Origin of the sequence: Comamonas sp. (assembly GCF_009360615.1) — a bacterium.
Classification (GTDB): Bacteria; Pseudomonadota; Gammaproteobacteria; order Burkholderiales; family Burkholderiaceae_C; genus Comamonas.
Genome location: NZ_SPEY01000071.1, coordinates 17,636 through 35,228, shown reverse-complemented (window position 1 = coordinate 35,228; position 17,593 = coordinate 17,636). Strand labels below are relative to the sequence as shown.

General features: G+C 62.9%; 18 protein-coding genes and 1 tRNA gene. 8 read left to right on the top strand and 11 right to left on the bottom strand.

What is annotated here, in order from left to right; translation table 11 throughout:
* Positions 1–101 precede the first annotated feature (101 nt).
* From kdsB to E2583_RS18105, 5 genes are all read right to left on the bottom strand, one after another.
* The gene (gene kdsB, locus E2583_RS18125) at positions 102–878 is read right to left on the bottom strand and encodes a 3-deoxy-manno-octulosonate cytidylyltransferase (RefSeq protein WP_291597601.1); all 777 of its coding nucleotides are present in this window, start codon (positions 876–878) and stop codon (positions 102–104) included.
* A gap of 3 nt (positions 879–881) precedes the next feature.
* A complete protein-coding gene (locus tag E2583_RS18120; protein ID WP_003054006.1) occupies positions 882–1,073 on the bottom strand; it encodes a Trm112 family protein in 192 nt (63 codons plus the stop codon).
* 97 nt (positions 1,074–1,170) lie between these two features.
* Positions 1,171–2,214 (bottom strand): tetraacyldisaccharide 4'-kinase, encoded by a 1,044-nt coding sequence (lpxK, locus tag E2583_RS18115; protein ID WP_291597600.1) that lies wholly within the window; start codon positions 2,212–2,214, stop codon positions 1,171–1,173.
* A 95-nt stretch (positions 2,215–2,309) separates the two neighbouring features.
* Positions 2,310–3,722, bottom strand: a complete 1,413-nt coding sequence (locus E2583_RS18110; RefSeq protein WP_291597599.1) for a GntP family permease — start codon at positions 3,720–3,722, stop codon at positions 2,310–2,312.
* A gap of 203 nt (positions 3,723–3,925) precedes the next feature.
* A complete protein-coding gene (locus E2583_RS18105) occupies positions 3,926–4,828 on the bottom strand; it encodes a LysR family transcriptional regulator (RefSeq protein ID WP_291597598.1) in 903 nt (300 codons plus the stop codon).
* Positions 4,829–5,167: 339 nt separating this feature from the next.
* Here E2583_RS18105 and dkgB point away from each other — a divergent pair, with 339 nt between their 5' ends.
* The gene (gene dkgB / locus E2583_RS18100) at positions 5,168–5,974 is read left to right on the top strand and encodes a 2,5-didehydrogluconate reductase DkgB (protein WP_291597597.1); all 807 of its coding nucleotides are present in this window, start codon (positions 5,168–5,170) and stop codon (positions 5,972–5,974) included.
* 21 nt (positions 5,975–5,995) lie between these two features.
* Here dkgB and E2583_RS18095 read toward each other — a convergent pair whose 3' ends face one another.
* Positions 5,996–6,898: a CHAD domain-containing protein gene (locus tag E2583_RS18095; protein ID WP_291597596.1), complete on the bottom strand. Its 903-nt coding sequence runs from the start codon at positions 6,896–6,898 to the stop codon at positions 5,996–5,998.
* Positions 6,899–7,262: 364 nt separating this feature from the next.
* Here E2583_RS18095 and E2583_RS18090 point away from each other — a divergent pair, with 364 nt between their 5' ends.
* Complete coding sequence (locus E2583_RS18090; protein ID WP_291597595.1) at positions 7,263–7,451, top strand: hypothetical protein; 189 nt, start codon at positions 7,263–7,265, stop codon at positions 7,449–7,451.
* 189 nt (positions 7,452–7,640) lie between these two features.
* Positions 7,641–8,090: an SRPBCC family protein gene (locus E2583_RS18085; RefSeq protein WP_291597594.1), complete on the top strand. Its 450-nt coding sequence runs from the start codon at positions 7,641–7,643 to the stop codon at positions 8,088–8,090.
* Positions 8,091–8,719: 629 nt separating this feature from the next.
* Here E2583_RS18085 and E2583_RS18080 read toward each other — a convergent pair.
* A complete protein-coding gene (locus E2583_RS18080; RefSeq protein ID WP_291597593.1) occupies positions 8,720–9,187 on the bottom strand; it encodes a nuclear transport factor 2 family protein in 468 nt (155 codons plus the stop codon).
* Positions 9,188–9,273: 86 nt separating this feature from the next.
* On the opposite strand from E2583_RS18080, the gene E2583_RS18075 reads away from it, so the two are divergent.
* Complete coding sequence (locus E2583_RS18075) at positions 9,274–9,843, top strand: TetR/AcrR family transcriptional regulator (protein WP_291597592.1); 570 nt, start codon at positions 9,274–9,276, stop codon at positions 9,841–9,843.
* Positions 9,844–10,323: 480 nt separating this feature from the next.
* The gene (locus E2583_RS18070; protein WP_291597591.1) at positions 10,324–10,653 is read left to right on the top strand and encodes a hypothetical protein; all 330 of its coding nucleotides are present in this window, start codon (positions 10,324–10,326) and stop codon (positions 10,651–10,653) included.
* A 711-nt stretch (positions 10,654–11,364) separates the two neighbouring features.
* Here the strand turns inward: E2583_RS18070 and E2583_RS18065 are convergent.
* A tRNA-Val gene (locus E2583_RS18065) sits at positions 11,365–11,441 on the bottom strand.
* Between the two features lie 175 nt (positions 11,442–11,616).
* On the opposite strand from E2583_RS18065, the gene E2583_RS18060 reads away from it, so the two are divergent.
* Positions 11,617–12,537, top strand: coding sequence for a Dyp-type peroxidase (locus tag E2583_RS18060; protein WP_291597590.1), 921 nt, complete (start codon positions 11,617–11,619; stop codon positions 12,535–12,537).
* 86 nt (positions 12,538–12,623) lie between these two features.
* Here the strand turns inward: E2583_RS18060 and E2583_RS18055 are convergent, their stop codons facing one another.
* On the bottom strand, positions 12,624–13,055 hold the full coding sequence (locus E2583_RS18055; protein ID WP_291597589.1) for a biopolymer transporter ExbD: 432 nt from the start codon (positions 13,053–13,055) through the stop codon (positions 12,624–12,626).
* A gap of 19 nt (positions 13,056–13,074) precedes the next feature.
* Positions 13,075–13,707: a MotA/TolQ/ExbB proton channel family protein gene (locus E2583_RS18050; protein WP_291597588.1), complete on the bottom strand. Its 633-nt coding sequence runs from the start codon at positions 13,705–13,707 to the stop codon at positions 13,075–13,077.
* A gap of 449 nt (positions 13,708–14,156) precedes the next feature.
* Between E2583_RS18050 and xseA the strand changes: the two genes are divergently transcribed.
* The gene (gene xseA, locus E2583_RS18045; RefSeq protein ID WP_291597587.1) at positions 14,157–15,494 is read left to right on the top strand and encodes an exodeoxyribonuclease VII large subunit; all 1,338 of its coding nucleotides are present in this window, start codon (positions 14,157–14,159) and stop codon (positions 15,492–15,494) included.
* 324 nt (positions 15,495–15,818) lie between these two features.
* A complete protein-coding gene (locus tag E2583_RS18040) occupies positions 15,819–16,403 on the top strand; it encodes a Fe-Mn family superoxide dismutase (RefSeq protein WP_291597586.1) in 585 nt (194 codons plus the stop codon).
* Positions 16,404–16,569: 166 nt separating this feature from the next.
* Here E2583_RS18040 and E2583_RS18035 read toward each other — a convergent pair whose 3' ends face one another.
* Entirely contained in the window at positions 16,570–17,139 is a 570-nt protein-coding gene (locus E2583_RS18035) for an SMI1/KNR4 family protein (protein WP_291597585.1), read from the bottom strand.
* Between the last annotated feature and the right edge of the window lie 454 nt (positions 17,140–17,593).

The following is a 17,593-nucleotide window of genomic DNA, read 5'->3' as shown; positions in this document are numbered from 1 at the left end:
GATGGCGGGGTCCATCAGGGATGGCGCCTGCCGGGTGCGCGGGCCGCCCTGGTTGAAGGTGGCCTGCGGACCGGTGTCGCCAATGTGCGCGGGTCGTTCTCTCAGGCTGCAAAAACGGCGCGTACCCGCTCCAGGTCTTCGGGCGTGTCTACGCCGGCACCCGGTGCATCGGGAGTGATATGCACGGCAATGCGGTGGCCGTGCCAGAGGGCGCGCAACTGCTCCAGCTGTTCCATGCCTTCGGTCGGCGCGGGTGCCAGTTGAGGGAACTCGCGCAGAAAACCGGCCTTGTAGCTATAGATGCCGATATGGCGCAGCGGTGTGAAACCTGTGTGACCGGCCTTGGGGGCTGCCGTCTGCCACCAGGCTTCATCGCCGTGGTCGCGCGAGAAAGGGATGGGCGCGCGGCTGAAATAGCTGGCCAGACCCTTGGCGTCACAGACAACCTTCACCACATTCGGGTTGCGGTAATCCGCCAGGCTGTGAATGGGATGGGCAGCCGTGCCCATGCTGGCTTCGGGGCGGGCCAGCAGCAGTTGCGCCACGGCCTCGATGAGCTGGGGGGCTATCAGCGGCTCGTCTCCCTGCACATTGACGACCACATCGTCGCCGGACAGGTCCAGTTGCGCACAGGCTTCGGCCAGACGGTCGCTGCCGCTGGGATGATCCTTGCGCGTCAGAATGGCCTGGACGCCATGCCGGGCGCAGGCCGCCACAATGCTTTCGTCGTCGGCCGCCACCACGCAGCGGGCTGCGCCGGCCAGAGCCGCGCGCTGGGCCACGCGCACCACCATGGGCAGGCCGGCAATATCGGCCAGCGGCTTGCCGGGCAGACGGGTCGAGGACAGGCGGGCCGGGATCAGTACCGTATAGCTCATGGCTTATTGCTTTTCTTCTTCCAGCTCGTCGTCGGACAGGGTGCGGGCTTCGTTTTCCAGCAGCACCGGGATGCCATCGCGCACGGGGTAGGCCAGACGCGCGCTGTGGCTGATCAGCTCCTGATGCTCGCGGTCAAAGCGCAGCGGGCCCTTGGTGACGGGGCAGACCAGCAGTTCGAGAAGTTTGGCGTCCATGGAATATTCCTGCAAAACGGGATGAGGGCGCCAGCAGGGGGCTGGCGCTGCAAAAAAGGGGTGATCAGCCGAGGCCGATCCATAGGCTCAATGATAGTCAGGCTGGCTTGCCATCGCGGCGAATATTGGCGTTGGCCTTGGCCAGCTGCGCGTCCAGCAGTTCCCAGAAGGCCTGCGGCAGCTGCAGCTGAAGGGGCACGGCCCAGGCTTCGGGATGTTTGCGCCAGAGCTTGACGGCGTCTTTTTCGGTGCAAATCAAGGGCTTGTCGTTTCCCAGCTTGCGCGAGAAGCTCTCGAAATCATAGTGATCGGGCAAGGCCTGGGTCGCTGCCGGAGTGATGCCCTGTCCAGCCAGCATGGCAAAAAAGGACTCGGGGCGTGCCACGGCGGCGACGGCCTCCGGGCTCTGATCAGCCAGACTGCGCAGCGGGATGCTCTGGCCATGGCCGTTGTAGGCGGTGTCGGCCAGGTTGCGTTGCAGCGCGAACGCGGGGGCCATGCCCAGCGGCCTGGGCGGCTGGCCGGCATGCAGCGTGGCCGTCACCGTGCGGGGCCAGGGCTCGCGCAACGGGCCTGCGGGCAGCAGAAAGCCGTTCCCGACGCCTTCATCATTGAAGACGCACAGCTCCACATCGCGTGCCAGGGCCAGATGTTGCAGGCCGTCATCGCTCACGATCACATCGACCTGCGGGTAGCGCTGGCGCAGCGCTTGCGCTGCCTCCAGGCGCCTGGAGGCGACAAAGACCGGCACGCCGGTGCTGCGCGCCAGCAGAGCGGGCTCGTCGCCGACTTCGCTGGCGGGGCTGTCCGGCAGGGCCTCTCGGCAATCCTGCCCGTTCTCGATCCTGCGGCCATAGCCGCGCGAGATGATGGCCGGTTGCCAGCCCCTGGCCTTGAGGTGGGCCACTACGGCCTGAGTCACGGGGGTCTTGCCCGCGCCGCCTGCAATCACATTGCCGACGACGATGACCGGCAGACCCGTGCTTTGCTGGCGGCTGCGCATGCGCCTGGCGTTCCAGGCCTGCAGCACTCCATAGAGTCGCGACAGCGGCCACAGCAGCCAGGCACCCGCTCCACGCTGGCGCCAGAGGGCGCGCAAGCCATGTTGCGAGGAGGATGCTTGGACGGTGTTTTGAGGCATAGGGGTTCGGATCATACGGGCGCGGCCGGGGTTCCCGCAGTCGGCGGGCCTGCGTGATGCGCAAATACCTGGGGCCCGATCCCGGGAGCTTGGGGTCAAAAGCTGCCAAACAGGCTGCCCAGCGCCACGATGACGGCAAGGGCAGCGACGGCTGGGACGATAGCCACCATGGCAATGTCCAGATAGGACTGGCGATGCGTGAGCCGGCAGATGCCCAGCAGGGTGATGACGGCGCCGTTGTGCGGCAAGGTGTCCAGCCCGCCCGTGGCGACGGCCGTGACGCGGTGTAGAAGCTGTGGCGACAGGCCTGCCGCCTCGCCCATCTGCAGCCAGGTGCTGCCCAGGGTCTGCAGGGCAATACTCATGCCGCCCGAGGCCGAGCCGGTGATGCCGGCCAGAACATTGATGGCAATCGACATCGAGATCAGCGGGTTGTCCGGGTAGATGTTGAGCACCGCGTCGCGTATCAGCGTGAAGCCTGCCAGCGAGGCGATGACCGCACCATAGCCGACCTGGGAGGCCGTGTTCAGCAGTGGCAGGGCCGAGGCGCTGGCGCCTTCGTCGAGCAGTTGCCGGAGCTGTGGCAGGCGGCTCCACCACAGGGCAACCAGCAGGCAGATTGCTGCGGTCAGGGCCGCCAGCACGGCCCAGATGCCGCGCAGCGCCTCGATGCTCGTGGCGCCGAAACGGGCTTCGGCCAGATAGCGCGTGTCCAGCCCTGGAAGCACATGCACCGATAAAAGGTAGTTCAGAGCGATCACCACGGCAACGGGCAGCAAGGCATTGAACAGCTCCAGACGGCTGGGGGTGGTCGTCTTGGCTGCCGGAGCCGATCCGTCTGCCGGCAGTTGCGCTTCCTCCCCGGTGGCAAAGCCCTCGCCCCTGGCGCGCGCCTGCGCGCTGCGCCAGTGCAGCCACCACAGGCCGAGCATCAGCATCACGGCTGCGGCGATCAGGCCCAGTCCTGGCGCTGCAAATGGCGTGGTTCCGAAATAAGGCATGGGAATCGCGTTCTGGATGGCCGGCGTGCCGGGCAGTGCCGTCATGGTGAAGGTAAAGGCTCCCAGCGCAATCGTGGCCGGCATGAGACGGCGCGGGATGTCGGCACGCCTGAAAAGCGCCTGGGCGATGGGATACACCGCAAAGGCCACGACAAACAAGGAAACACCGCCATAGGTGAGAACGGCACAGGCCAGCACCACGGCAAGCATGGCACGCCGCTCGCCCAGTGCAGCCGCAATGCCCTGGGCGATGATGTGGGCGGCCCCCGAGGCCTCCATCAGCCTGCCGAAGACCGCGCCCAGCAAGAACAGCGGAAAGTAGGCGATGACAAAGCCGCCAAGGCTGACCATGAAGATCTGGGTGTAGCTGGCCAGCATCAGCGCCGGTGCACCGAAGGCCACGGCCAGCAGGGCTGTCAGTGGTGCCAGCAGCAGCACGCTGACGCCGCGATAGGCCAGGGTGATGAGCAGACCAAGTGAAAGAACGATGCCCCAAATGCTGATCACATGCACCTCCCTAAGCCAAACGTGCAGTCATGGCGATCACGTCAAAAGCTGCGCAGCCTCTGCCGTCGTGGGCTGCGGCATCCGCCATCCTCGCAGGGGCTGATTCTGCCGTCCAGCCATGGCGTGCCTTGCTGCGGCGATGTCGGCCTAGTGCGCAGCCCCGTCGCGACAGGGGAAGACAGCGCCGGACCGGATCGCGCCGCTCACGTCTCGAAGGGACGGTTGCCCAGCGTTTCCACGACATGGTCCACAAAGCAGGTGATGCGCGCCGCCAGCGCGGTGTTTCGATAGTAGACCGCATTGACGGGCTGACCGATGTCCAGCGTCTGCTGGTCGAACAGCTGCACCAGATTTCCTTGCTCGCGGTCTGCGCGGGTCATGAAGTCCGACAGACAGACGATGCCCAGGCCGGCCAGCGCCATATGCCGCAGTGTCTCCCCGCTGGAGGAGGCAATGTCCGGGCGAATGTGCACGGCGTTGCCGTCAGCGCTGCGCAGCGGCCAGTCGTTGAGCGACTCGGGCTGGGTAAAGCCCAGCAGGCTGTGCTCGCTGAGCTGCGCCGCACTGGCGGGCATGCCGTGGCGCTCGAGGTAGGCCGGGCTGGCCAGCACGCGTATGCGGCTGATGCCCACAGGACGGGCATGCAGGGTGGAGTCCTTGAGCACGCCGATGCGAAATGCCACGTCGGTGCGCCTTTCTAGCAGGTCGATGATGCCTTCGCTGGAGTTCAGCTCCAGTTCCACCTCGGGGTAGCGTGTGCGAAACCCGGCAAGCAGCGGCACCAGCACATGGAGCATGAAGGGAGTGGCAGCATCGACACGCAGCCTTCCCGCCGGGCGCATGCGCCGCGCCGCCATCAGCTCTTCCGCTTCGTCGACCGATGCAAGAATGGCGCGGGCATGCTGCAAGAAAGTGGCACCTTCCTCGGTCAGCTCCAGGCGTCTTGTAGTGCGGCGCAACAGTGTGGTCTGCAGCTTGGCTTCGAGACGACCCAGCGTGCGGCTGGTGGCCGAAATCGTCAGGCCCAGCAGCTCCGAAGCGGCCGTGATGGACCCGGTGTCCACGACCGCCACAAAGGCCTGCAATTCGTCGAGCGTGGTCTTCATTGTTGAATCTGGTTCAATAAAACTTCGGGCTACCCAGCGTGATCTGCACATACTGACCGAGCCCGCTGCCCTGGGAGCGCGTCGGTGTTGCAGGTCCCACGGATCATCGGCGTATTGCCGCAAGCAGACCTCTGGAGCCGACGCCAGTGATTGCCAAAGGCCAGTGCAAGATTGGGGGGGGGCTATATTTGATTTTATTTCAAGAGTATTTGCGAGACAGACGACTTAATCCACGAAGGTGAACCGGGCAAACTTCGGGCATCGGGAAAGCCGTTCCAGACAGCCGGCGTGCCAGCTTCGGCCTGGCGGCTGCCTTCACATTCATCCAGGAGTGATTCCATGAGCCATATTCCTTCCTTCGGCGTCGGTACTTTTCGTCTCAGCGGTCAGGTCGTGACCGATTCCGTGCGCAATGCACTCGATCTGGGTTACCGGGCGGTCGACACGGCCCAGATCTACGGCAACGAAGCCGAAGTCGGTCGGGCGATTGCCGACAGCGGTGTGGCGCGCGGAGATCTGTTCGTGACCACCAAGATCTGGACGGACAACTACAGTCGCGCCAAACTGATCCCCAGCCTGCAGGACAGCCTCAAGAAGCTGCGTTGCGACTATGTGGACCTGACCCTGATCCACTGGCCCGCACCCGGCAACGGTGTGGAGCTGTCCGAGTACATGGAAGCCCTGGCCGAGGCCAAGGCCCGAGGCCTGACCCGTCGGATCGGTATCTCCAACTTCAATATTGCGCTCACCCGCCAGGCCATCGCGGTGGTGGGCCAGGGCGAGATTGCCACCAACCAGATCGAGCTGAGCCCCTATCTGCAAAGCCGCAAGCTGGCGGCCTTTCTTCAGGCGCAGGGTATCCAGGTCACCTCGTACATGACCCTGGCTTACGGAAAGGTGCTCAAGGATCCGGTGCTGGCGCAGATTGCGGCCAAGCATCAGGCCACGGTGGCGCAGGTGGCACTGGCCTGGGCGCTGCAACTGGGTTATGCGGTGATTCCTTCGTCCACCAAGCGTGAGAATCTGGCCAGCAATCTGCTGGCACTCGATCTGAAGCTGGATGTCGAGGACATGGCGCGCATCGCCTCGCTGGAGCGCAACGGCCGCGAAGTCAGTCCCGAGGGGCTGGCTCCTCAATGGGACTGAGATCGGCGCCGGCAGGCGGTTTCAACCCCGCTTGAGCTTGTGGCTCTCGCGAAGCAATCGGGCGAGGTCGTCGAGGCGATGCTTGCGCTTTTTCCTGAGCCAGCGTCGTGCGGTGTCCGCCTGATCCGGGGAGGCGATCAGGTGCGGGTTTTGCCACAGCAGGCTCTCGCTGACCGCCAGGTCATTCAGCTCGCCAAGCGGCTGCTGGATTTTCTGTAGCCGCTTGCGCAGGCGGCGATGGTCTGCGGGCAGCAGAGGCCCGAAAAGTTCCAGCAGATAGCGTGTCTTCTTGCCCGCTTTTCTGACAGCGTGAAAGGCTTGCAGCTCAGGTGTGCGGGCGGCGACCGCGCGCCTGATGCGTCGGCCCAGCTGGCGCCTGGATGTGGCAAGCCTTGTCTTGGCAAAAGCCTTCAGCCGAGGCTGGCGGGCATTGGTGTCCAGACTTGCCGAGGCCTGCTTCAGCACGTCTTCCAGGCGCGTCTGAAGGCGAGGGGGCGACAGCATGTCCTGAGCAGCCTGTATGGCCGCTTCGCGGGCAGCCATTAGGGCCGCCATTGCGGCGGCGCCGCATTTGTCGTGACGCCCGAGCAGCTCGATCAGAATGTCGTAATCGCGGGCCTTGCCTGCTGCGATGGCAATCGATTTCAGGCTGCTGCGTTGCCGGGCGTAGCCTTGTGCATCCAGCAGGGGCCGGTAGAGCCACCACAGCGTCATCAGGCTGCGCAATGTGATGCGCAACTGATGGATTCCCTCGACGGCAGGTACCCGGGCAAGGTCCCAGGCCTGTTCGACGGCCGAGTCGACCAGCGGGGATGCGAGAGCTGAAAACGCCGCTTTGGCGCCGGATCTGCCTTTGCCCATACGAACTCCAGAGGCCGTTGTCATGAGACTGCGACCAGCAGCGACTTGCAGGGCGGTGCTCAAGATAAGGGGCACACGCCGATGTCCGTCACAGTGTGCCACGATCCGCACCGCAGGCCACCCGCCACTGCTCCCGAATCCCGGCATGGGCGAGTGCGGGTCGACCTCGAGCCGGGCTCGATGCGCCTGAAGATCAGACGTCGCCCACGCGAGATGGGTGACGGCCGCAGGCCGGTCCTGGGCCGGTTTCGCACCGAGCTCTCCCGGCCTTGCACTGCCGGGCATTGCCCCAGTCCGTTCCGCCCATGGATTCGGCAATGGATGCAGGCTCCGCCGTGGGGCTGACGGCCCGGCCAGAAGAAAGCCGGGCCTGCAAGCTGGGCACAAGGCTGAAGTCAGTCGCCTGGGCTGAGTTCCCTGCAAGCCCTTGAAAAACCTGCTCGATTTCATCTCCGCTGCTTTGTCTGGCGGCCATTGTCGTACCGATGGATTTGGCAAGGCGTTTTGCACCGATGTCCATGGGCGCTTCATCGTCCGGGGACAAGCACCATGCGCCGGCCGATGCTTCGTCGCCGCTGTCGGCGGCAATGTCGACGATCTCGGCATTGCGCCGTGAAAATCCATCTGCGTGGTGCCCGCGAATCTTTCATGTGGCCTGGTGCGGTCGCAACCGCTCCGGCCTGTCCGTGCAAGCGCGGTGCCGGTGTTGCTGTGCAGTGGCGATTGCCGAATACCTTCAGGAATGCCTTGTAGCCAGGTACGCAGAGGAGGGATAAGCTTGCCGCCTCTATCCCAGGAGGCTCGCATGCCACAGACCATTCGACTGCACCGTGTGATCAAATCACCGCCCGAACGCATCTATCGGGCCTTCACGACCCCCGAGGCCATGGTCAAGTGGCTGCCTCCGCATGGTTTCGCGGCGCAGGTGCATGAGTTTGACGCGCGTGTGGGCGGCCGCTATCGCATGAGCTTCATCAATTTTTCCACCGGCAGCAAGAGCAGCTTTGGCGGTGAGTTTCTGGAACTGGTGCCGGGCCAGCGCATTCGCCATACCGATCGCTTCGAGGATCCCAATCTGCCGGGCGAGATGGTTACCACCGTGGAACTGAAAGCGGTTTTTTGCGGCACCGAGCTGCATGTGGTGCAGGAAGGTGTTCCCGACATGATTCCCGCGCCGGCATGCCATCTGGGCTGGCAGGAGTCGCTGCAATTGCTGGCTCTCCTGGTGGAGCCTGACATCCCTGACGGAGCGTGAGAGCGGCGTAGGGACTGCACGGCTGGCGCGATGGGCGGTGCTTGGAGGCAGGATGGAGAGCCAAGCGTCTGGCTTCGCTGCGACAAGCAGCTGCGCTGCATGCGGACTCTGGTTGGGTTGGCGATCTCTGTCTGGTGCCACCGCGCTTGGCCCCCGATGCCTGCCGCGTCAGGCGGCCGAGTGTGCCAGGGACGGCCGGTCGGGTACACAGTCGATCGTCACGGGGCGATCATCGCCTTGCATGCCCCTATGTGCCGGTCGCAGATATTGCCAAGCAGCCGCTGCTTGTGACATTGCTTCAAGAGGCCTCGCCCCAAGCAGCCAGACGCAGACGTGACAGCGGGATGGGCCCGGTTCCTTCGCATGCATGGGGCGTCCGTCTGCACCGTTCCAGGAGGCTGCCCGTGCACTTCGGGTGACCATGGCGCGGTCTTCGCATCTGAGGGCAGTGCACAAGCCATCGACCGGCGGCCGCTCTCTTGCCCAGACGCCGAGATTCCTTCAAAAAGGCGGATCACGGGCTTGCCACAGGTTGCGCCAGGCCCGTGCACGCCAGCGGCCTCTGTATGCGGCAACCGGCCGCAGCCCAGCAGGCTGATCCCGTCGAGCCGGAGTCCCTGGTTTCTGAACTAGAGACCGAGATCCGACAGACCGGGATGGTCATCGGGACGGCGCCCAAGCGGCCAGTGGAACTTCCGCTCCGATTCCTTGATAGGCATGTCATTGATGCATGCGTAGCGACGGCACATCAGTCCGTCGGCCTCGAATTCCCAATTCTCGTTTCCATACGAACGGAACCAATGGCCCGAATCGTCGTGCCACTCGTAGGCATACCGGACGGCGATTCGGTTGCCCTCATGCAGCCAAAGCTCTTTGATGAGTCTGTAGTCAAGCTCCTTGCTCCATTTCCTCTCGAGGAAGGCTTGTGCCTCAGCTCGGCCGTTGGCGAATTCGGCGCGATTGCGCCATTGCGTGTCGGCGGTATATGCCATCGCGACCCTGGCGGCATCGCGGGTGTTCCAGCCGTCTTCGGCCAAACGGACTTTTTGAATGGCCGTTTCGAGTGTGAATGGGGGCAGGGGGGGACGAATTTCCATGATATGACCTCGCTGAAGAGATGTAGAACGATCTGTCTACATGCTCGATGCTAGCGAGTGTAGAACGATCTGTCTACAATGACCTCATGAAATTGTTTGAGCCACCTTATGACTCGCTGCCTCCCCGGGAGCGCATCCTGTTCGCTGCCCACGCTCTCTTCTACAGAGAGGGCATCAGGGCGACGGGCGTTGACAAGATCATTGAGCAGTCATCGGTCAGCAAAGTCACTTTCTACCGGCAATACGCCAGCAAGGATGAGCTGATTCGTGCGTATCTCGATTACAGGCATGGGAAGTGGATCTCCTGGTTCCGGACAAGCTTGCTGGAAGCCGCAAGCGATGGCTTGACCGCGGCGGATGCCCTCGAAGCCGCTCTGAGGGCCTGGTTCAGCAGCCCGGATTTTCGGGGCTGTGCCTTTCTCAATGCCGCAGCGGAGCTGGGTGCATCGGACCCTGAAATCCTGGCAGTCGTACGCCGGCACAAGCAAGAAATGTCTTCGGTGTTGGACAGCCTGCCCGAGATCGCTGCGGTGTCTGCCGGACCCGCACTGTCTCTGGTGATCGATGGCGCTATCGTCCATGTCCAGATGGGCCAGGCAGTGGATGACGTGATGGGGTGCTTCAAAGCGTCTGTTGAAAGGATCCTGCGCGGTTGAGGTCGTCCTGCGGTGAGTCCAGTTCCGCAGGAATGCGACTTGAATCGGCTGGCACTCAATCGGCAGGAGACCGAGGGCCGAGTGGGCATGGTTCCCTGTTCGACCATCCATGCCGGTGCAGGCGCCTGACGGAGAGGGTGTATTGCGCTTGCCGTCCGATGATGTCCAGGGCGCATGGAAAACAAGGCGTGGATGGGCTCTCGTGCGAACCTGGGAGGCGCCTCCGATCACGAGCGATCCGTCTTGCCCAGGAATCCAGGCAGTGACTGGCTTCCGAGAAATATCCCGGCCCGGCTCCGGCTTCCACGCCTTGGCTGTGCGTGCTCCGCAGGAGCCGACAGAGACCGATGACCGTGCAGATCCACGCAATCATTGGTTGCTTATGGGCTCGTCAAGTTACATCTGTCGGGTCAACTTCCCTGGAGCCCACTCGTTAAAGTGACTAAGCATGGCAGGTGCCATCGCCCAGAAAGTCACTTGATGAACTACGCGTCTCTCACGCTGTTTGCGGCTCTTGCGCTGGCCTCGGTGCCAGGTCATGCAGAGGTCTATGTGGGCATCGGCTATGGTGCTCCAGCCCCTTATGTGACGGCTCCTTCCCCGTCGTACTACTACGCGGCACCGCCCGTCCCATATGCCCCGCCTGCAGTTCAGTACCTGCCGCGTCCCGTCTATGCTCCTCGCCCGGTGATCGTAGCCCCCCCGCCAGAAGCTGTGCCTGATTGGCGCTGGCGCGAGGATGGCCGACGCTGGAATCGATGGCAGCGACACCACCATCATCGCGACTGGCGTGAGGACGACGATGACTGACCTGTTGCCAGACCTTGTCACTGGAGTCGAGAGTGATTGCGGATCTGAGGAGCTGGCGGGGTGTGCGGATCTGGCGTAATTTGCCGCTCCAGGCAGCCCCCGTTCAGCGTCTTTCGTATTTCAAACTCGTTGGCTCGGTGCCATGCTGTTTGCATGGATACCCCTGAGCTTTCTGGACGTTTCGCTGTGGTGGCCGGTCCTCGGACTGCTGCGGCTCGACCGCGGTTGCCAGGCGCTGCATGTCACCAGCGAGGCCATGATTGTTCAGAGCTCGGCGCAGCGACCTGGCCGGCTGGTCGCTTGGTACATGCTGTTCTACGCGATAGGCAGCGGTCGGGTGCCGTCGCTTCTACCGCCGTCTGTGCACGAGGCGGCTGGACAGGCCTGTGCATCTTGGGCGCCTGCGTCAGCCTGCTGGGGTCCACGCGTTGGGCTGCGGGTGCGCAACGTGCCGACATCTGCGGCACCTGTGTGCGGGCCTGAAACCACTTGACCCGGTTCTCGAGTGCCATTCATTCATTGCGTCCTGGCATCGAGGGGGGCCGCGAGCTCTTCACTCCAAGGGGTGCATGCTTCATGCCGGTGGTGGGAACTGCGCTCCTGAGCCAGGAGGTCTGGAACGGGGAAGTGGTTGTTCCAACCGCAGACGCAAAAAAGCCCGCTGTGAAGCGGGCTGTCTTGTTTGCAAGCTCTGGTTTTGCTTGCGATGTTTGGTAGGCGCGATTGGACTCGAACCAACGACCCCCACCATGTCAAGGTGGTGCTCTAACCAGCTGAGCTACGCGCCTGTCGTCGATGGGTTGAATTCTAGCAGCGGAAAAATGCTGGTTTGGGCAAAGTCGCGACTTTTTTGCGCCCGAGCCCATTTTTTTCTCATTCCGGGACCCGGTCAAGGCTTGGCTGGACGCTGCCGATTCACCACTAAACTTTGATGTGTTTTTCATCCACAGAATCGGCAACCCCATGACAAAAGCACAAGCAGGCATCCTGGCGTCTCTTCCTGACCAGGGGCGCTATGTTTTTTTTACCCTGGCAGGCGCAGGTAAGGATTTGCAGGACAGCCTGAAAAAGTTGCAGGCGGATGTCGACGGCCTGCAGGTGGTGGCGGGTCTGGGCCAGCAGGTGTTGCAGCAGCTGGACAGAAAGTTGCCGCTGATGCGCGAATTTCCTTCGCTCAAGGGGCCGGAGTTCGAAGCGCCAAGCACACCTTATGCGCTGTGTCTGTGGCTGCGCGGCGACCAGCGAGGTGAACTGATCGCCTTGACGGCCAGGCTGGCCACCTTGCTGGCCCCGGCCTTCAAGCTCGATCATGCAGTCGATGCCTTCGTGCACCAGCGCTCGGACAATGGCCGTGGTCGCGACCTGACCGGCTATGAAGATGGCACTGAAAACCCCGAGGACGATGACGCCGTGGCTGCCGGCATTGCCGCAGAGCAGGGGGCTGGGCTGGATGGTTGCAGCTACTGGGCCTTGCAGCAGTGGGAGCACGACTTTTCGGCCTTCGGCAGCATGGGCTCCATTCAGCAGGACCATGCCGTGGGACGCCGGCGCAGCGACAACGAGGAGCTGGACGATGCCCCGGAGTCGGCCCATGTCAAGCGCACGGCACAGGAGAGCTTTGAGCCGGAGGCCTTTGTGGTGCGCCGCTCCATGCCGTGGTGGAGCGTCAGTCCGCAGGGCGCCGATCGCAGCGGATTGATGTTCTCTGCCTTTGGTTGCCGCTTTGACGCCTTCGAGGCACAGATGCGCCGCATGCTGGGCATGGATGACGGCATCAGCGACGGGCTGTTCCGTTTTTCCAGACCGCTGACGGGCTGCTATTTCTGGTGTCCTCCAGTGTCCGGCGGCAAGCTGGATCTGAGGGCACTGGGTCTGCAGGCCTGAGGAGGGACGCGCGGGCAAAGAAAAACGGGCCAGGTGGCCCGTTTTCTCATGATCGTCAAGCCGCCAGAGGATGGCGCCTTGCGTGCCTAGTTGGCCTTGGCTGAGCCGGCAGAGGATTGGGTCGCAAACGTGATCTGGGAGAGTCCGGCGTGGCGGGCGGCCTCCATGACCGTCACCACCGACTGGTGCGGGGAGTTGGCATCGGCGCTGATGATGACCACGCTGTCGCGGCCTGCTGTCGCCGCGCCGGAGAGGGCGGCAGCGACAGAGGAGACGCTGCGATCGTCCAGGCCTTGCTTGTTGACGGAGTAACGGCCGTCGGCAGAGACGCCGACGATGATTTCCTTCGGGCGATCGCGTTGTTGCTCAGCATCTGCGACCGGCAGGGTCAGTTGCAGCTCGGTGAACTTGCTGTAGGTGGTGGAGAGCATCAAAAAGATCAGCACCACCAGCAGTACGTCGATGAAGGCAATCAGATTGATCTCGGGCTCATCGCGGTGACGAGGACGGAAGTTCATGATGGAGGCGTTTCTCTTCTTACTGGGCAGGCTTGAGGCGGCCCAGATGGCGCACGAACTGCTCGGATGCCAGCTCCATGCCCAGCAGGTAGCCATCCACCCGGGCGCGGAAGTAGCGCCAGAAGATCAAGGACGGGATGGCCACCATCAGGCCGAACGCCGTGTTGTAGAGCGCGATCGAGATGCCATGGGCGAGCTGGGCGGGGTTCCCGCCGCCGGAGCTGGCACCGGGCTGGGAGCCGAAAATCTCGATCATGCCGATCACCGTGCCCAGCAGGCCCAGCAGCGGCGCTGCAGAAGCGATGGTGGCCAGGGCGCTCAGATACTTTTCCAGCTTGTGGGCGGCGGCACGTCCTGCGCCTTCCATGGCCGAGCGCAGCTCTTCCTCGCTGCTTTCGGGATGTGCCTGGCGGGTGCGAAGGCCGGTGGCCAGCACCTCACCCAGTACCGAGCTTTGCGCCAGTTGCTGGGTGGTTTCCGCACTGGGCAGGTTCTTGGAGGAGACCGAAATCGCTTCATTGAGCAGGTTGGCCGGCGCGACCTTGCTGGCTTTCAGCGAGGCGAAGCGCTCAAAAATCAGGGCCAGAGCCAGAATCGAGCAGGCAATCAAAGGCCAGATAGGCCATCCTGCGGCTTGTATGATCGACAGCAACGTTGCTCTCCCTCGTCGTTCTGAAATTGCAGCGGGAGATTATCACCCACTGTCGTGCCGTTTCGACCCGTTTTTGCGTGCCGGACACGCCGGCTTGCGTCAGCGCAGCAAGATCGTCATGCGACGCCTGGAGCGACGGCCGCTGGCGCATTCGACAGGAGTACGCAGAACGTGCGTTTCTTTGCGAATGCTTTCGCGTATAGCACAGAAATCTGTGGATAACTTTGTGATCTAGTTGCTGTGCCATCAGAGTGTTTGCGTTGTCGTGAAGGCTTGTTACGAGTTTGACAGCTGCATGAATACCAATAAATTGTTTTAAATCAATGAGATGGGTTTTCTTTTGAAGGTGATTTTTAGAGTTTTTCCTGCTTTGTCGTCGACAAGGCTGGATGCCGACATCTGTGGAGAATCCAGCCCGTGCAAGACCTCGCTGACACCGCATGAATTCAATGTTTGAACGACCAAACCCAGCAGCCATGCAGCATGTGTGGGAAGTTGGCGCGCTATGCCACGCCATTAGCGATGCCTTGCAGGCGCGCTTCAATCCGGTCGCGGTGCGCGGCGAACTCAGCGGCTTTTCGCGCGCAGCCAGCGGACATTGCTACTTCAACCTCAAGGACGCGAGCGGTCAGATTCGCTGTGCCATGTTCCGTCGTGCTGCCGAGCAGGTGGGATTCTCGCCGCGGGATGGCGAGCTGGTCGAGGTCAGAGGGCGCCTGGGCGTCTACGAGCAGCGCGGTGATCTGCAACTGGTGGTGGAGAGCATGCAGAAAGCCGGGCAGGGGGCCTTGTTCGAGCAGTTTTTGCGCCTCAAGGCCCAGCTGGAGTCCGAGGGACTGTTCGACGCTGGGCGCAAGAGGCCGCTGCCGCCCTTGCCGCGCGGCATCGGCCTGGTCACGTCCCTGGGAGCGGCAGCCTTGCACGATGTGGTGACGGCGCTGCGCCGTCGCGTGCCGCATATTCCGGTGGTGATCGTTCCTGCACTGGTGCAAGGCGCGCAGGCGCCGCAGTCACTGGTGCAGGCATTGTCAAAGCTGTATCGGCTGGCACAAGACGGGCAAGGCCCAAGCGGCAATCTGACTGCTGACTCCGCACGGCAGCCGCTGATTGACACCATCTTGCTGGTGCGCGGTGGCGGCTCGCTGGAAGACCTCTGGGCCTTCAACGATGAACAGCTGGCGCGCACCATTGTGCAAAGCCCGGTGCCGCTGATCAGTGGCGTGGGCCATGAGACTGATTTCACCATTGCCGACTTCTGCGCCGATCTGCGCGCGCCCACGCCCACGGCAGCGGCCGAGCTGGTGGCCCAGCCGCGCGAGGTCTGGCTGGGCGCGTTGGGCCTGATGGGAGACCGTCTGGACAACGCCGTGCAGCGGGTGATGGATCGCCAGGCCCAGCGCCTGGACATCGCGGCCCAGCGCTTGGGCCGGCCCAGCGAGCAGCTGACACGCAATCAGTTGCAGCTCAGCCGACAAGCGCAGCGTCTGCGCCATGCAATGCTACTTAAATTGCAGCATTTTTCGCAGATGCATCAAGCGTTCCAGGCTAATTTGCCGGCAATTCTTCGGCGCAGTCTCGATCAGCAAAAGCACACGCTTGATCGCATTGACCTGCGCCTGCAGTTGCTGGATCCCCGGCTGGTGCTGCAGCGTGGCTACGCCTTGCTGACGGACGAGCAGGGCAGGCCCGTGACCCAGGTCAGGCAGGCTGAGCCGGGAGCGGCGCTGAAGGCCCAGCTGTCGGACGGTGCGGTGGATGTGGTGGTCACTCAGCCGCGTCTGCTTTAGGGCTCGACAGCCACTAGCCGGCTGCAAATCACCTGCGCGCTCTCAGGGTTCTGCATCAGAACTCTTTTGCCGCCGGCGCAGGCAATCCTGCAGGGGCCAGATTTCATGGGCTGCAGGCCGTGAGCGTCTGCTCGTGCTGGCGTGCGCAATAGTCCTGATGAATGGCGCGCAGCCCCTCAGTTCTTTCTACAATGGTCCGGTTAGTGCAATACTTGACGGCTGCAGTACAGCAATGTACCTGCCGCCCAGGGCCGCACAACGGTCACCGCTCAGGCGCCATGGCACTGGACGGCCCCAAAAATTTCAACCACGAGGAAAACCATCATGGAACGCACTCTGCCCCCCCTTCCATACGCTATCGATGCACTGGCTCCGTTCGGCTACAGCCAGGAAACGCTGGAATTCCACCATGGCAAGCACCATAACGCCTATGTGGTGAACCTGAACAACCTGCAAAAGGGTACCGAATTCGAAAACATGGATCTGGAAGAAGTCGTCAAGAAGTCTTCCGGCGGCATCTACAACAACGCTGCCCAGATCTGGAACCACACCTTCTTCTGGAACTGCATGACCCCCAACGGCGGTGCAGAACCCACCGGCGCTCTGGCCGCTGCCATCAACAAGAAGTGGGGCTCCTACGCCGAGTTCAAGAAGGCTTTTGTGGCCTCCGCAGTCGGCAACTTCGGTTCCGGCTGGACCTGGCTGGTGAAGAAGGCCGACGGTTCCGTGGACATCGTCAACATGGGCGCTGCCGGCACTCCCCTGACCACCGCCGACAAGGCGCTGCTGACGGTGGACGTGTGGGAACACGCTTACTACATCGACTACCGCAACCTGCGTCCCAAGTTTGTCGAGACCTTCCTGGAAAAGCTGGTGAACTGGAAGTTCGCGGAAGCCAACTTCGCGTGATGCCGCGCAACTGCAGTCGTTGACCGCAGACTATCCGCATTGAAATGGGTCCACGATATTGCGATCGTGGACCCATTGCTTTTTGGCAGCGGCGCACCGGGGGCGGATCGTGCCCGGTCATGCCGAGCCGCCGCCCGCAGGCAGATCGAGTCTGCGCAGCCGGGCTTCATGCAAGCTCGTCCAGCGGGCCGTTCAAGAACTCCTCTCTGTCGGCGTCGATGGAGTCGGCAGCCGCCTGCAGATAAGCGCCGAAGCTGGGCGCTATCCATTCGATCTGGTCAGGGTCGTGCACATAGGCAATGATCTGTCCATACTGGCCTTCAGGGCCCGGATGTCGATCGACCAGCAGCACGATATCACCGTAGAAGCTGGCAAATGGTTGCCAGCCGGTCTCCCACCAGCGCCCGCTCAGGCGTGGGTCCTGCGACGCAGGACCGGCCAGATCCCACATGCGCTGGGCCCGTTCTTCCATGCCCAGTGCCTGGGCCTCGGCCCGTGCCGGCGTGAGAAGGTCCAGCCCGTCCACAAAGCCCGGCCGCTGGAACAAGGGCTGGGTGCTGTCGGATGTGCTGCCCGCCGTCAGACGCCACAGGGCCGCGAGATCGGGATCGAGCGGCCCGAGCTTTGCCGCCAGAGTGGCCAGCTCTTGCTCGCCCGCCGGAGGCATCGGATCGAAGGTCAGCTGGAACGCGGCATACACGGTCTTCAGATGCGCAAGATATTCAGCAGGTTTCACGGGGATTGGGCCCTTTGTCAGAGATGGACGGATTGGAACACGACGGGCTTCTGGTCTGGCTTGAGGGAGAGGGCCTTGGCCATTCCTGGGCGACCGATGTGCGCAGCAATCGGTGACCGAATGCGATTGTGTAGACCGTGCAACGGGTCGGCTTCAGGAGGGGACATCTGTCAAGGAACATGTCCGCCCGGAATGGGGCGGTTCCGACGATGCCGATTGATTCCGCCGGCGAGGCCTTGCAGCAATTGCCGTGGACGCAGCAACGCATTGACCGGCATTGCGTGAGTCGATTGCATGGAGGCTGGAGGTCGCATGGCGTTCCCGGTGCCGGATTCAAGACAGCCCGGCGGCATGCATGCGGCTTATCCCGGCTTGCCGGGGTGTCCGGCCCTGTGCAGGAGAGCTCAGCGAATCCGGTTTGAGGCGGCTCGCTCCGGTCCTTGGGAGGCCCGCC

Bases quoted from the DNA above. Each gene is read 5' to 3' on its own strand.
- E2583_RS18075 (WP_291597592.1), top strand. From the start codon at position 9,274: ATGAAATTGTTTGAGCCACCTTATGACTCGCTGCCTCCCCGGGAGCGC.
- E2583_RS18070 (WP_291597591.1), top strand. From the start codon at position 10,324: ATGAACTACGCGTCTCTCACGCTGTTTGCGGCTCTTGCGCTGGCCTCG.
- lpxK (WP_291597600.1), bottom strand. From the start codon at position 2,214: ATGCCTCAAAACACCGTCCAAGCATCCTCCTCGCAACATGGCTTGCGC.
- xseA (WP_291597587.1), top strand. From the start codon at position 14,157: ATGTTTGAACGACCAAACCCAGCAGCCATGCAGCATGTGTGGGAAGTT.
- E2583_RS18080 (WP_291597593.1), bottom strand. From the start codon at position 9,187: ATGGAAATTCGTCCCCCCCTGCCCCCATTCACACTCGAAACGGCCATT.
- E2583_RS18120 (WP_003054006.1), bottom strand. From the start codon at position 1,073: ATGGACGCCAAACTTCTCGAACTGCTGGTCTGCCCCGTCACCAAGGGC.
- kdsB (WP_291597601.1), bottom strand. From the start codon at position 878: ATGAGCTATACGGTACTGATCCCGGCCCGCCTGTCCTCGACCCGTCTG.
- dkgB (WP_291597597.1), top strand. From the start codon at position 5,168: ATGAGCCATATTCCTTCCTTCGGCGTCGGTACTTTTCGTCTCAGCGGT.
- E2583_RS18105 (WP_291597598.1), bottom strand. From the start codon at position 4,828: ATGAAGACCACGCTCGACGAATTGCAGGCCTTTGTGGCGGTCGTGGAC.
- E2583_RS18040 (WP_291597586.1), top strand. From the start codon at position 15,819: ATGGAACGCACTCTGCCCCCCCTTCCATACGCTATCGATGCACTGGCT.
- E2583_RS18060 (WP_291597590.1), top strand. From the start codon at position 11,617: ATGACAAAAGCACAAGCAGGCATCCTGGCGTCTCTTCCTGACCAGGGG.
- E2583_RS18055 (WP_291597589.1), bottom strand. From the start codon at position 13,055: ATGAACTTCCGTCCTCGTCACCGCGATGAGCCCGAGATCAATCTGATT.
- E2583_RS18085 (WP_291597594.1), top strand. From the start codon at position 7,641: ATGCCACAGACCATTCGACTGCACCGTGTGATCAAATCACCGCCCGAA.